Genomic DNA, 12,543 nt, shown 5'->3' on the forward strand with positions numbered 1-12,543 from the left:
CGTGACCACCACGCACCCCTCCCCCACGACGCCCGGGACGGGCACCGCCCGGCCCACGGCCAAGTCCCTTCTCGCGCGGCTCATCGGCAACGCGGCGGCGGGCCCGCTGGCCGCCCTGGTCATCGCCGTGATCGTGTTCGCGCTGACCACCGACACGTTCTTCAATCTCGACAACGGGTCGCTGATCGTCGAGCAGTTCCTGGTCGTCGGCACGCTCGCCCTCGGTCAGACCCTCATCATCCTGACGGCCGGCATCGACCTGGCCAACGCGGCCATCATGGTCCTCGGCACCCTCGTCATCGCCAAGCTCGGCCAGCACGCCCTCCCCGGAGGCCTGGCCCTTCTTGTCGGCGTCCTGTTGTGCACGGCCATCGGTGCCGTGTCCGGCACGCTGGTGACCCGGCTGCGGCTGCCTCCCTTCATCGTCACCCTCGGCGTCCTCAGCGTGCTGACCGCGACCGGCCAGTTGTTCGCCAACGGCGAGAGCTTCGGCGTCACCTCGGGTGTGCTGACCTTCCTCGGCAAGCGTTCGTATCTGTTCGGCCGGATAGAGGTCACCTACGGCATGGGCGTGGCCATCGTCCTGATCGTCGGCCTGTGGTTCCTGCTCACCCAGACCTCCTGGGGCCGCAACGTCTACGCCGTCGGCGACGACGAGGAAGCGGCCAGGCTGACCGGCATCAACACCCGGCGCACCCTGCTGAGCGTGTACGTGCTGGCCGGGTTCGTCTATGCCGTCGCCGCCTGGCAGGCACTGGGCCGCATCCCCAACGCCGACCCGAACGCCTTCCAGACCGGCAACCTGGACAGCATCACCGCCGTGGTGATCGGCGGCACGAGTCTCTTCGGCGGGCGCGGCGGCATCCCCGGCACCGTACTGGGCGCCCTGGTCGTCACCGTCCTGACCAACGGGCTGACCCAGGCCGGCATTGACAGCCTGTACCAGCAGGTCGCCACCGGCATCCTCGTCATCGTCGCCGTCGCGGTCGACCGTGTCGTCCGCAGGAGGGCAGCATGAACCAGCCCCGTGCCTCCGCCCAGGCGCCCGCGCCGCACACCTCCGAGGTGGTGATGAGCGCGAGCGGACTGGTCAAGCGCTACGGCAACGTCGTGGCCATCGGCGAGTCCGACTTCGAGATCCGCGCCGGTGAGGTCCTCGCCGTCGTCGGGGACAACGGAGCGGGTAAGTCGAGTCTGATCAAGGCCCTCACCGGGGCCCTCGTCCCGGATGCCGGAAGCATCGAGCTGGACGGCCGGCCGGTCCACTTCCACGGGCCGCGCGACGCACGCGCGGCAGGTATCGAGACCGTCTACCAGACGCTCGCCGTCGCCCCGCAGATGGACATCGCCACGAACCTGTTCCTCGGTCGTCCCCTGCGTCGGGAGGGCTTTCTCGGCTCGGGGCTGCGCATGCTCGACCACAAGAAGATGCGCAACCAGGCCGCCGAGCAGCTCGACCGGCTCGGCATCGCCACCATCCAGGACATCACCCAGTTGGTGGGCACCCTCTCCGGAGGGCAGCGCCAGGCGGTCGCGGTGGCCCGGGCGGCGATGTTCGGCACCCGGCTCATCATCATGGACGAACCGACCGCGGCCCTCGGCGTGCGGGAGTCCCGTCAGGTCCTGGACCTCATCGCGCGGATCCGCGACCGGGGCGTCCCCGTCGTCCTCATCAGCCACGACATGCCGCAGGTCTTCGAGATCGCCGACCGCATCCATGTGCACCGCCTGGGCAGGCGCGTCGCCGTGGTCTCACCCAGGACGTGCACCATGACCGAAGTGGTGGGCCTGATGACCGGCGCCCTCCAGATGGGAGCCGACGGCACACTCCTGGAGAGCACCACGCAGCACATGCCCGACGAGAAGCCCCCCTCCCACCATCCGTCGGAGTCCCCCGAATGACGATCACCGGCAGCGGTCGCACCGACGGCGGGACCGACCCGAGCGGCACCCCGCTCTACGGGAATCCCTCCCTGGACGTCCTCACGGAGCGGGCCGTGCACCTGGCCCGGAACGGCCGCGCACTGCTCGGCATCGTCGGAGAACCCGGCGCAGGCAAGTCCACGTTCGCCGAACAACTGCTGGCCCGGCTGGAGACGGCACGGCCGGGGCTGGCGGTGGCGGTGTCCATGGACGGATTCCATCTCGCCCACAAGGTCATCCGGGCCCGGGGGCAGACGGCCAGGAAGGGCACCATCGACACCTTCGACGCCGACGGTTTCCTCGCCTTCCTCCGCCGTACGCGCGAGGAGACCGCGAACTCCGTGTGGTGGCCGGAATTCGACCGCGAACTGGAGGACGCGGTCTCGGGGGCGACCGAGGTCGCGGCACACCACCGGCTGGTCGTCGTCGACGGGAACTTCCTGCTCGCCACGGACAACCCGTGGCAGCGGGCCAAGAGTCTGCTGGACGAGACCTGGTTCCTGGACGCCCGCCAGGAGCCCCGGCGAGAGCGCCTCATCCGCCGCTACGTCAGCTACGGCTTCACCCCGGAGACCGCACGTGCAAAGGCTCTTGGCGTCGACGAGGAGACCAGTTCCCTCATCCGCGGCACCCTTCCGCGGGCCGATCTCGTGCTCGGCGAGCTTGGATAAGATCCGGACATGGCAGGCAGAGCACCCCGACAGACACCCACCATGTCCGATGTGGCCCGTCGGGCCGGCGTATCCGTGTCGACGGTGTCGCACGTGCTCAACAAGACCAGGCCGGTGGCCCCGGCGACGGTCCGCACCGTTCTGGACGCCGTCGCCGAGACCGGCTACGTCCCCGACCCCGTGGCCCGCGCCCTGGACAGCACGGGCTACGGGACCATAGGCCTGGCCATGTCCGCCCTGTCCAACCCCTACTTCAGCAACGTCGTCCACGGCATCGACCGGCACGCGTCGGCCGCCGGCTACTCGGTGCTCCTCGCCGACACCCACGACGAGGCCGATACGGAGATCAAGGCGGTCAGCGAGCTACTGCGCCGCCGGGTCAGCGCGATCATCCTGGCCGCCTCGGGCGACGGCGCCCAGGCCATTCGGTACGCCGCCAAGGTCGACGTCCCGGTGATCGCCATCGACCGGTTCGTGCCCGCCGCCGTCGACCAAGTGGCCGTCGACAACGCCGAACCCACCGCGCTCCTCGTGGACCATCTGGCGTCCGTCGGACACACCCGTATCGCCATGCTCACCGGACGCGAGGGTCTCACCACCACCCTGGAGCGTCGCGACGGCTATCGGCTCGGCCTGCGCCGCAACGGCATCGAGGCCGACCCGCGCTACGAGGCCGGCGGCGACTCCAGCGAAGAAGGGGCGGAGGCGGCCATCGAAAAACTCCTCTCGCTCTCGCAGCCGCCCACGGCACTGGTCGTGGGAAACAACCGCATGACGATCGGTGCCATGCGCGCGCTGCGCGACGCCGGTCTGACCGTGCCGAAGGACATGGCTCTCGTGTCGTTCGACGACTTCGAATGGGCCGACCTCTTCCACCCCCGGCTGACCGCCATGGCCCAACCCGCCCTGTCCATCGGGGAACAGGCCGTCTCCATGGCCCTGACCCGCATCACCTCCCCCACGCTCCCACCCCGCAAGGTCACCATCGACCCCGCCTTCGTGCACCGGGAATCCTGCGGATGCCCGCCTTCCCCGGTGGATGACGACATCTGATCCTCCGGGCGGAGAGCGACCCGGGGCAGACGTGTCGGCGAGCGGCGGCCCCTACTCCAACCAGGTCCCGTCCCGCATGACGACTCGTCCGCGCAGTTTCGGCTCACCGCGCCAAGCGCGCACGGTCCCCGGGACGACTCGTACGTACACGAAGGAACCCTCTTCCCCGCGCGGATCCCATTCGAACTTGTCGGCGAACGCCTCCGCCGCACCTTCGGGCACCTCCTGGTCCGGGAGGCACTCCGCCTCGCCCTGGAGGAGCACCACGTCGAAGGAGTCCGGCAGCGCCAGGCGTACGCGCGGCTCCGCGCGCACGTTCCGGACCGTCACGGACGTGGCGCCGGTGCACATCCACACCGCCCGCCCGTCCCACAGGAACCACAGCGGTACCTGGTGCGGCCCGTGCTCGGGGTGAGCCGTCGACACCCACTCGTCCCGCTCGGCAACGAGCCGCTCCAGAACATCGCGCACGCGCTCGGCCGTCTGCCGGCGAACCATTCCTGTGGTCTCCATGGGGACCGACCCTGACCACGCGGCCGCGAGCCCGCCTGAGGCGCAGGACCTACTCCCAACGACCGACCTCCGGGTGTCCCTTGCTCCAGGGGCCTCCCGCGCGGCTCGCCCGGGGTCGCCCGACTGAACCTCCACAGCGGGCGTTGCGTACTCAACTCCACAGGGACATCCCGATCTCTGCCACGGGACGGAAGGAGAGCACCGTGCCCACACCGCCCGCGTCCCCCTCACCGAACGACCGCCCCGCGCTGGAGCCCATCCGCGTGCTGCGCCCGCGCCGCACCGACGCGCTGGCCCAACTCCTCGAAGACATACGCCAGGACAAGGACTACCGCGGCCACGCGACCACGACCGCGCCCCTCCCCCACGCCGGGACCGGCGACGAGACGCAGGAACTCCCGCCCGTCCCCGGCAACAGGACGGAGCAACTGCCCGTATCCGACGGCGACTTCCGATCGCCGCGTCCCGTGGGCCGCCCGCGCCTGGGGCCCGGACAGCGCCGGGCGGCCATGGTGATCGCGGTCGTCGCGGCGGCGGTCGGCGGCTTCGGCTGCTCCCTCCTCATCCCCGGCCCTACCTCCGCCACCTCGACCGCACCCCCGGCGAGCCCGTCCGCCGCCCCGACGTCGGCCGCCCCGGGCGCGGTCGGAGCCGTCGAGGCCCTGACCAACGCCGGCTTCGAGTCGGGCAGCCTGTCTCCGTGGAACTGCACCGGCAACCCGGGCTCGATCGTCTCCTCGCCCGTCCACACGGGCTCCAAGTCCCTTCAGGGGAGGGTCAGTTCACGTGACACCGCGCAGTGCGAACAGACGGTCGCGGTCCAGCCGAGCGCCACGTACGCGCTCAGCGGCTGGGTCCGCGGCTCCAACGTCTACATCGGCGTGGGCAACGGCCCCTCCACCTGGACGACTTCGCCCTCCCGATACAGCCGACTGACCGTCGCCTTCACCACGGGCGCTTCCCAGACCAACGTGACGATCTACGTCCACGGCTGGTACGCACAAGGCACCTACTACGCCGACGACTTCACCCTTTCACCCTCGAAGGGCCCAGCGGCGACAATGGCGCCCAGGGAGCCTCGACGACCCGCGTCCGGGGCCGGCGGCGCGCCCCAACCCCGCGAGCCCAAGCCAAAGGCCCGTTGACGCGGGCTACCCGTGATGCGGGGGCGGCGCCGGGATGCTGGACACTTCGGGTGCGGTCTCCGGCCAGACCAGGAGCACCGGGCAGGGTGCGTGGTCGACGACGAACCGGCTGTGCGGGCCCAGGCTCTTGGGGCCGAGCCGGCTGCGGTCGCCGTCGCGGGCGAGGACCAGCAACTCGGCGCCCTCGGCCGCCGCGACGACCTCGCGCTCGATATGACCGGAGCGCTCGACGCGCGTGCTGGGGCGGCCGAGGCGCTCCGCGGCCTCTTCGAGCAGCCGGGTGGCGTAGACGCCGGCGAGTTCCTCCACCCGGGTGCCCGGGTCGCGTTCGGGGTGGCCGCGGCCCAGCAGGCCGGCGAACGCTCCGTGTGCGACGCCCGGGACCTCGTGCCCGGTGACATGCAGGAGGACGATCTCGGATCCCTCGGGCGCGTGGGCGCGGGCGGCGTCCACGCTCGCGGGCCAGGTGCCCTCGACGATCCAGACGACGACGGTCATACGGGTCAACCTCCGGCTTGTCACTCCGGTCCGGGCAAGCATCCGATCAGATGCGGCACACACCCCACAAGGCAACCACCGATCGGGGCTCGTCGCGGCTCAGGACCACAACCGCGCTGAGCGCCTCCGAGCGCGTCAGCCGATCGGCTCCGGCATCGGCCGGACGTCGTAGGCGAGGCTGATGGTGTTTCCGCCCGACGGGTCGGCCAGTTCGACGCGCCAGCCGTCGGCGAACTGGTCGACGCCGGGAGCCATGGGGATGGTGCCGGAGATCAGGACCGTGCCGGGAGTCAGGTCACCGCGGGAGCGCAGGACGTCGACCCAGTAGGCGGGGGCGAGCAGTTCGGCGAGCGTGCCGGTCTGGATCTCGGTCTCGGCGCCTGCGTGACTGACCCAAGCGCGCAGGGTGAGTTCGTCGATACGGGACTCCACGTCGGCCAGACGCCAGGCGCGGCGGGCGAGGACGTCGGGTCCGGCGTTCTTGCTCCACGCCACCCCGTGCACCTCCAGGTCGCGGTCGGTGTGGTCGCAGGCGGCGGTCAGGAGGAGTTCGCCGCCCTCCGCGACGACCAGCGCCCACTCCGCCTCGCCGGAGGTGCGGCCGTGCTGGACGGCGACGCGCTCGGTCTGCTGGGCGAGGTACGGGGAGACGGGGTAGAGCGCCGGGGTCACGGACGGGCCCGGCACGCCCAGCTCGGCGAGCTCCTTGACGTGCGCGGCGACGTCGTCCTGGCTGCGTCCGGCGTACCCGGCGTTGAGGACCTGGACGACATCGACCTCGCGCGTCGATCCGTCGGGCAGTTCGAAGGTCAGCACGGCCATGAGGGTCCTCCCAGGGACATACGGGTCCGCGGATCGTGATTTCTCCGCGGTTAACTTCCGGCGCAGGGCTTGCGCATACGACCTGTATACAAGAAGTATGCCGGAAGGTCGATGTCCCCGAGCAAGGATGGGCCCCATGCACGACACCCCGAAGAGCGACGCCGGGGCCGCGGAGAAGCGCTCCGGCGTCCGCCGCGCCTTCGTCGCGAGCCTCACCGGCACGGCCCTGGAGTGGTACGACTTCGCCGTCTACTCCGCCGCGGCCGCGCTGGTCTTCGGTGATCTGTTCTTCCCGTCGGAGGACCCGCTCACCGGCACGCTCCTGGCGTTCTCCACCTACGCGGTCGGCTACCTCTCCCGCCCCCTCGGCGGATTCGTCTTCGGCCGCCTCGGCGATGTGATCGGCCGCAAGAAGGTGCTGATCGCCACCCTCGTCCTGATCGGCGTGGCCACCTTCCTGATCGGCCTGCTGCCCGCCTACGGCACGATCGGCGTCGCGGCCCCGATCGCCCTGGTCGTCCTGCGCTTCGCCCAGGGCGTCGGCGTCGGCGGCGAGTGGGGCGGCGCCGTACTGCTGTCCAGCGAGTTCGGCGACTCCCGCCGCCGGGGCTTCTACGCCTCCGCCGCACAGGTCGGGCCGCCCGCGGGCAACCTGCTCGCCAACGGTGTGCTCGCCGCCCTGGGCGCGCTGCTGACCGAGGCGCAGTTCGAGTCGTGGGGCTGGCGTGTGGCGTTCCTGCTGTCCGGCGTACTGGTCGGCTTCGGCCTGTGGATCCGGGCCAAGCTGGAGGAGACCCCGGTCTTCAAGGCGATGGAGGCCGAGCAGTCCCGGCCGCAGACGCCCATCCGTGAGGTCTTCACCACCCAGCCCCGCGCCCTGACCGCCGCGATCCTGTGCCGGGTCGGCCCCGACGTGCTGTACGCGATGTTCACTGTCTTCGTGCTCACGTACGCCACCCAGGAACTCGACATGTCGCGCGGCTCCGCCCTCGCGGCCGTCCTCATCGGATCCTCGGTCCAGGTCTTCCTGATGCCACTGGCCGGTGCGCTCTCCGACCGGATCAACCGCCGCCTGTTGTACGGCGTCTCCGCGGTGGCCGCCGCGGTGTGGCCGTTCGTGTTCTTCCCGATGGCCTCGGGCGGCTCCTGGCTGCCGCTCGCCGCCGGCGTCCTCGTGGCCCTCGTGATCCACTGCTGTCTCTACGGACCCCAGGCCGCCTTCATCGCCGAGCAGTTCTCGCCCCGGCTGCGCTACACCGGCTCCTCGCTGGCGTACACCCTGGCCGGGATCGTCGGCGGCGCCATCGCCCCACTGCTGTTCACCACGCTCCTGAGCGCGTACGACAGTTGGGTACCGCTGGCCCTCTACATCGCCCTCGCCTCCGCGATCTCGTTGGTCGGCGTCCTCCTGGGCCGCAACCCCGAGGCCGCCGTCGACGAGGACGCCCGGCTCGCCGCGCCGAAGACCCCGGCCGCGGCGGACCTCCCCCTGTCCCGCTGACACGCCTCAGACAAGGAGAGACCACTCCATGCGGATCGCCCTCAGCCAGCTCACCACCGGTCCCGATCCCGAGAAGAACCTGCGGCTCGTCGAGGAGTGGACGCGTCGCGCCGCGGACGCCGGAGCCCGCGTCGTCGTCTTCCCGGAAGCGTCGATGGCCTGCTTCGGCACACCGCTGACCCCGCTCGCCGAGCCCCTCGACGGCCCGTGGGCCGACGGGATCCGCGAGATCGCCCGGACGACCGGCACGGTCGTCGTGGCCGGCATGTTCACCCCGGCCGACGAGGGCCGGGTGACCAACACCCTGCTGGCCACCGGAGACGGCATCGAGGAGTCGTACGACAAGATCCATCTCTACGACGCCTTCGGTTTCCGCGAGTCCGAGACCGTCGCCCCGGGCTCCCGCCCTGCCGTGATCGATGTGGACGGAGTCCGGCTGGGCCTGGCCACCTGCTACGACGTCCGGTTCCCCGAGCTGTTCCGGGCACACGCCGACGCCGGGGCGGTGGGCACCCTGCTTGCGGCCTCCTGGGGCGCCGGCCCCGGCAAGGTCGACCAGTGGGAGCTGCTGGTGCGGGCCCGCGCGCTGGACGCCACCGTCTGGGTCGCCGCCGTCGGCCAGGCCGATCCCGGCGCCCCTCCGAGCCCCGCGCCGACCGGCATCGGGCACAGCCTGGTGGTCGGCCCCGACGGGACCGTACGGGCTTCCCTCGGCCCCGAGCCCGAACTGCTGGTGACGGACCTGGACGTCGACGAGGTCGGCGCGGTCCGCGAGAAGACGTCCGTACTGGCGAACCGGCGGCCGGAGGTGTGGCGATGAGCGGGCCCGAGCTGGAGTTCTTCAGGCCGAGGGGACCTTGGCGCGCCCCGGCGGGTGCCGGGCCGGGCATCGAGGAGTGCGTACTGGCCGAGGATCCCGACAGCGGCCGGCGTACCGCGCTCGTCCGCTGGGCACCGGGCACGGACACCTCGGCTGCCGGCGTGGCCCGGCACGACGTATGGGAGGAGGTGTATCTGGTGGAGGGAGATCTGTACGACCAGAGGCTGGATCGCACCTTCAGGGGAGGGATGTACGCCTGCCGCCCGCCGGGCATGCCGCACGGGCCGTGGAACACGTCGGAGGGCGTGACGATGCTCGTGATCACCTATCCCTGACCGCGACGGACACGGGAGCGTCCCTCGGCGGTGGGGTCTCAGCCGTCGAGGAGCACCTTGAGCGTCGACTCCAGGTGGTGGTCGATGGCGGCGCACGCGGCGCGCGCGTCGCCGGCGGCGAGGGCGTCGACGATGGCCTCGTGCTCGTCGAGGACCGCTTTCTGCCGTCCCTGCTGGTTGAAGACGGCGACCACTCCTGCGCGGACCTGACGGCTGCGCAGACCGTCGTAGTGCCGGTCCAGAAGGGTGTTGCCGACGGCCGACACCAGGGACGCGTGGAAGCGGTGGTCGACGGCGATGAACTCCCGGGTCTCCTCGGCGCCGGTGAGTTCGCGCTGCCGTTCCAGCAGGGCGCGGAGTTCCTCCAGGGGTACCCGCTCGGCCGCGACGAGCCGCTCGGCGGCGTACCGCTCGACGACACCCCGCAGCTCCATCAGCTCCCGCACCTCACGCCCCGTCAGGGGTGCGACCCGGGCTCCGCGCTTGGGCACGAGCTCGACCAGGTCCTCCGCGGCGAGCAGCAGCAGCGCCTCACGGATGGGGGTGCGGGAGACACCGATACGATCGGCCAGATCCTGCTCCGACAGGAAGGCCCCCTGCATCTCGGGGTCCGTCAACACCGTGTCCTTGAGATACGCGTAGGCCTTCTCCCGACCGGACGCCACGGCAACCCCCAGACATCGCATACAATGTGTATACCGACGCTACCACGCGCGTTCCCGCAGCACAGCGTCTCAGGCGGCCGAGGTGGCAGGTACTTCGACGGGGCGGAGGACCGTCAGGGACTCCTCCTGGCGAGCCACCATCGCGAAGGTGAATCTGTCGACCTCCAGACAGAGATCGACATCGTCCGGGTGGCTTCCGCTCCGCAGACCGGCGGTGAGATCCGCCGCGGCACGGGACGTCCTCGCGCGACGCAGGTAGGGGGCCGCCTCGACCTCGTCCTCGGTCATGCGGCAGCTGATGTATTCGGCGCAGGCGAGGTCCTCGTCGGCCCGGCCTCCCTCGCCGGTGACCACGAACGTCACCGGTCCGGCATCCTCCGCCCGCAGGAACCGCGCGGTCGGGCCGGCGACCACGAAACTCGCGCACAGGACCAGCGGGGCGTTCGCGACGGCCAGCGCGCCCACGGTTCCCGCAGTCGTCTTCTGCACCAGCGTGCGACCGGCGAAATCGCGTGACCTGAGCAGGCCGGGTGAGTTCACCGCGTCGAAGCCCGGTGCCGGGGGTCCGTCCTTCAGAGCCAGCCAGCCCGGGTTGCTCTCCTTCAAGGCGACCGCCTCGCTTTCCGTCGACGCCAGAACGATCCTCTCGGCGCCGCGGGAGAAGGCCCAGGCGGCCACGGTGAAGGCGCGCATGACGTCGATGACGACCGCGACACGGGGAACGCCGGTCAACTCCGGGATGCCGACGAATTGATGGTCCATCACGCCATTCTCACGCCTCCGGATCATGCGAAGCACGTGATTTCCGGCGGCCGGCATACCGCGGCCCCGGGGCGATCGAAGCACCCGGGGCCACGTCTGCGCGTTGCGGGAATGAAGGGCGGTCGCCTACGCGGCGATGTGCTCTGCGGGGCTTCAGCCGGACGATCGTCCCCGCAGGCTATATGTGAGGCCCGGGGACACTGTCCCCTTCATTCCCACGTTCCTTCCAACCGCACGGCCCGGTCATACATTCCCCGGCGCCGGGGCCTTTCAGCACAGCGTGGATCCGGTCAACGGCCGTGCGGTGCGAGCGTCTCGCCGAAGCGGGCGTCGGGGTTGGGGGCGTGCAGGGTGGCGCCGTTGAAGGACCATGAGCGGTCGAGGGAGAGACCCTGGGTGGTGGCCGGGAAGACCCAGGCGCCGCCGTTGTTCCCGTCCTCCCCGGGGACGCCGACCACCAGGCCGGCCCTCTTGTCGCGGTTGTCGTCGATGAGCCGCAACGCGCCGCCGAACTGGTCGCCCTTCTCGGGGACGCTCGCGACCGAACGCGGGCTCTGGCTCAGCAGCCGGACGCCCTTCGTGGTCAGCCCGGTCGCGGAACCACGCATCAGCCAGACGGTGCCCGCGTCGACGGCGCTGCCCATGTCGTTGCCGGGCGCCCCGATGGCCACCTCGTCGTAGCCGTCGCCGTCGACGTCCCGCACGGCGAGGGCGCCGCCGAAACGGTCGCCCGGCCTGTTCACGCCCGGAACGCCCCGGGAGTTCTGCGTCCAGACCTGGCGGTTGTAGCCGCCCGTCGCGCTGCCCGGACCGTTCGGGCCGCCGAAGTGGACGTAGACCACGCCGGCGGTGTTCAGACGGCCCAGGGAGTCGCGCTCGTCGGGCGCGCCGATGACGACGTCGGCATAGCCGTCCTTGTTGACGTCACCCGAGGCACCGACCTCGCCACCGCCGCCCAGTTCGTAATGGGCGGCCCATCCGCCACGGCTACCGGACACGTACACGGCCCGGCCGTACACGCCCGCCGTGTCGTAGGTTCCGCTGCCGAGGATCACCAGGTCGTCGGCCCGGTCCTTGTTGTAGTCGCCCATGGTCAGGGCGGTGGGGCGGAAGCCCGCGGGTACGAACATCGACAGCGGGCTCCGGTCGGTGTCCATCACCCGGCCGCGCGGGGTGACTTCGAAGCCGAAGGACCACAGGATGTCCTTCGAGAGGATCGCCACCGACGAGTCGTCGACCTTGAACCAGCCGGCCGCCAGGCCCGACCCGAAGCGGCTGCCGGCGACCGGGGTGATCTCCTTCAGCCACTTGCTGCCGGCGGCCCGCAGCCCCGTGGCGGAGCCGAACAGCACGGTGGCCGAGCCCGCGTCGACGGCCGAGCCGATGTCCTTGCCAGGTGTGCCCACGATCAGATCGTCGAAGCCGTCGCGGTCGACGTCGGCGGTGGCGGTGGCCTGTCCGAAACGGTCACCGCTCTCCGCGAGGCCCTCGACACCGGGGGTGCTCATGCTGAACGTCGCCTTGCGGTGGGTCGACAGCCCGCTCGCCGAGCCGTAGAGGACGGCGACGTAGCCGGCGTTCTTCTTGCCGCTGACCGTGCCTCCGGGTGCCGAGGCCACGAGGTCGCGGTAGCCGTCGTTGTTGAAGTCGTCGTGGGTGATCGGCGCGGGGGCGGCCGCGGCGGCGGGCGACACCGGTGCCGTGATCGCGCCTGCGGCGGCCAGCAGTACCGTCGCGGCGACGGTGCCCGGCACCCGGCTCGTCCGATGTCTGGTGCGGGATCGGTGACTGCGCATGCGGAGACTCCCGGGTCGTGTCCTGCCCGGGCATGAAGG

Annotated in this window: 13 protein-coding genes and 1 pseudogene; 8 read left to right on the forward strand and 6 right to left on the reverse strand. The window is 71.1% G+C overall.

Features of this window, described 5'->3' with window-relative positions; all coding sequences use genetic code 11:
* Position 1 precedes the first annotated feature (1 nt).
* The 4 genes from ACWD5F_RS00670 to ACWD5F_RS00685 are packed head-to-tail and all read left to right on the forward strand — an operon-like array spanning position 2 to position 3,647.
* Positions 2 to 1,018, forward strand: coding sequence for an ABC transporter permease (locus tag ACWD5F_RS00670; RefSeq protein ID WP_451249690.1), 1,017 nt, complete (start codon positions 2 to 4; stop codon positions 1,016 to 1,018).
* On the forward strand, positions 1,015 to 1,902 hold the full coding sequence (locus ACWD5F_RS00675; protein WP_451249692.1) for an ATP-binding cassette domain-containing protein: 888 nt from the start codon (positions 1,015 to 1,017) through the stop codon (positions 1,900 to 1,902). The genes ACWD5F_RS00670 and ACWD5F_RS00675 overlap by 4 nt, the downstream gene beginning before the upstream one ends.
* Positions 1,899 to 2,594 carry a nucleoside/nucleotide kinase family protein gene (locus ACWD5F_RS00680; RefSeq protein WP_451249694.1) on the forward strand — a complete coding sequence of 232 codons (696 nt, stop codon included), beginning with the start codon at positions 1,899 to 1,901 and terminating at the stop codon, positions 2,592 to 2,594. Before ACWD5F_RS00675 ends, ACWD5F_RS00680 begins: the two co-directional genes overlap by 4 nt.
* Before the next feature lie 9 nt (positions 2,595 to 2,603).
* Positions 2,604 to 3,647 carry a LacI family DNA-binding transcriptional regulator gene (locus ACWD5F_RS00685; RefSeq protein ID WP_451249696.1) on the forward strand — a complete coding sequence of 348 codons (1,044 nt, stop codon included), beginning with the start codon at positions 2,604 to 2,606 and terminating at the stop codon, positions 3,645 to 3,647.
* A gap of 51 nt (positions 3,648 to 3,698) precedes the next feature.
* Here ACWD5F_RS00685 and ACWD5F_RS00690 read toward each other — a convergent pair whose 3' ends face one another.
* The gene (locus tag ACWD5F_RS00690; RefSeq protein ID WP_451249698.1) at positions 3,699 to 4,160 is read right to left on the reverse strand and encodes a pyridoxamine 5'-phosphate oxidase family protein; all 462 of its coding nucleotides are present in this window, start codon (positions 4,158 to 4,160) and stop codon (positions 3,699 to 3,701) included.
* A gap of 509 nt (positions 4,161 to 4,669) precedes the next feature.
* On the opposite strand from ACWD5F_RS00690, the pseudogene ACWD5F_RS00695 reads away from it, so the two are divergent.
* Positions 4,670 to 5,239, forward strand: a pseudogene (locus ACWD5F_RS00695) (carbohydrate binding domain-containing protein); the annotation flags it as partial.
* Positions 5,240 to 5,311: 72 nt separating this feature from the next.
* Here the strand turns inward: ACWD5F_RS00695 and ACWD5F_RS00700 are convergent.
* Positions 5,312 to 5,803, reverse strand: coding sequence for a universal stress protein (locus ACWD5F_RS00700; protein WP_451249700.1), 492 nt, complete (start codon positions 5,801 to 5,803; stop codon positions 5,312 to 5,314).
* Positions 5,804 to 5,938: 135 nt separating this feature from the next.
* Positions 5,939 to 6,625: a DUF2848 domain-containing protein gene (locus tag ACWD5F_RS00705; protein WP_451249702.1), complete on the reverse strand. Its 687-nt coding sequence runs from the start codon at positions 6,623 to 6,625 to the stop codon at positions 5,939 to 5,941.
* 136 nt (positions 6,626 to 6,761) lie between these two features.
* Between ACWD5F_RS00705 and ACWD5F_RS00710 the strand changes: the two genes are divergently transcribed.
* The 3 genes from ACWD5F_RS00710 to ACWD5F_RS00720 are packed head-to-tail and all read left to right on the forward strand — an operon-like array spanning position 6,762 to position 9,281.
* Positions 6,762 to 8,126 (forward strand): MFS transporter, encoded by a 1,365-nt coding sequence (locus ACWD5F_RS00710; RefSeq protein WP_451249704.1) that lies wholly within the window; start codon positions 6,762 to 6,764, stop codon positions 8,124 to 8,126.
* A 28-nt stretch (positions 8,127 to 8,154) separates the two neighbouring features.
* On the forward strand, positions 8,155 to 8,946 hold the full coding sequence (locus ACWD5F_RS00715; protein WP_451249706.1) for a carbon-nitrogen hydrolase family protein: 792 nt from the start codon (positions 8,155 to 8,157) through the stop codon (positions 8,944 to 8,946).
* A complete protein-coding gene (locus tag ACWD5F_RS00720; protein WP_451249708.1) occupies positions 8,943 to 9,281 on the forward strand; it encodes a cupin domain-containing protein in 339 nt (112 codons plus the stop codon). The genes ACWD5F_RS00715 and ACWD5F_RS00720 overlap by 4 nt, the downstream gene beginning before the upstream one ends.
* Positions 9,282 to 9,319: 38 nt before the next feature.
* On the opposite strand, the gene ACWD5F_RS00725 is transcribed toward ACWD5F_RS00720, so the two are convergent.
* From ACWD5F_RS00725 to ACWD5F_RS00735, 3 genes are all read right to left on the reverse strand, one after another.
* A complete protein-coding gene (locus ACWD5F_RS00725; RefSeq protein ID WP_451249710.1) occupies positions 9,320 to 9,946 on the reverse strand; it encodes a GntR family transcriptional regulator in 627 nt (208 codons plus the stop codon).
* A 69-nt stretch (positions 9,947 to 10,015) separates the two neighbouring features.
* On the reverse strand, positions 10,016 to 10,708 hold the full coding sequence (locus tag ACWD5F_RS00730; RefSeq protein ID WP_451249712.1) for a 2-phosphosulfolactate phosphatase: 693 nt from the start codon (positions 10,706 to 10,708) through the stop codon (positions 10,016 to 10,018).
* A 290-nt stretch (positions 10,709 to 10,998) separates the two neighbouring features.
* On the reverse strand, positions 10,999 to 12,504 hold the full coding sequence (locus tag ACWD5F_RS00735; protein ID WP_451249713.1) for a hypothetical protein: 1,506 nt from the start codon (positions 12,502 to 12,504) through the stop codon (positions 10,999 to 11,001).
* Positions 12,505 to 12,543 lie beyond the last annotated feature (39 nt).

This window comes from Streptomyces sp. NPDC002499, from assembly GCF_053595415.1.

Bases quoted from the DNA above. Each gene is read 5' to 3' on its own strand.
- ACWD5F_RS00675 (WP_451249692.1), top strand. From the start codon at position 1,015: ATGAACCAGCCCCGTGCCTCCGCCCAGGCGCCCGCGCCGCACACCTCC.
- ACWD5F_RS00680 (WP_451249694.1), top strand. From the start codon at position 1,899: ATGACGATCACCGGCAGCGGTCGCACCGACGGCGGGACCGACCCGAGC.
- ACWD5F_RS00685 (WP_451249696.1), top strand. From the start codon at position 2,604: ATGGCAGGCAGAGCACCCCGACAGACACCCACCATGTCCGATGTGGCC.
- ACWD5F_RS00690 (WP_451249698.1), bottom strand. From the start codon at position 4,160: ATGGAGACCACAGGAATGGTTCGCCGGCAGACGGCCGAGCGCGTGCGC.
- ACWD5F_RS00700 (WP_451249700.1), bottom strand. From the start codon at position 5,803: ATGACCGTCGTCGTCTGGATCGTCGAGGGCACCTGGCCCGCGAGCGTG.
- ACWD5F_RS00705 (WP_451249702.1), bottom strand. From the start codon at position 6,625: ATGGCCGTGCTGACCTTCGAACTGCCCGACGGATCGACGCGCGAGGTC.
- ACWD5F_RS00710 (WP_451249704.1), top strand. From the start codon at position 6,762: ATGCACGACACCCCGAAGAGCGACGCCGGGGCCGCGGAGAAGCGCTCC.
- ACWD5F_RS00715 (WP_451249706.1), top strand. From the start codon at position 8,155: ATGCGGATCGCCCTCAGCCAGCTCACCACCGGTCCCGATCCCGAGAAG.
- ACWD5F_RS00720 (WP_451249708.1), top strand. From the start codon at position 8,943: ATGAGCGGGCCCGAGCTGGAGTTCTTCAGGCCGAGGGGACCTTGGCGC.
- ACWD5F_RS00730 (WP_451249712.1), bottom strand. From the start codon at position 10,708: ATGGACCATCAATTCGTCGGCATCCCGGAGTTGACCGGCGTTCCCCGT.
- ACWD5F_RS00735 (WP_451249713.1), bottom strand. From the start codon at position 12,504: ATGCGCAGTCACCGATCCCGCACCAGACATCGGACGAGCCGGGTGCCG.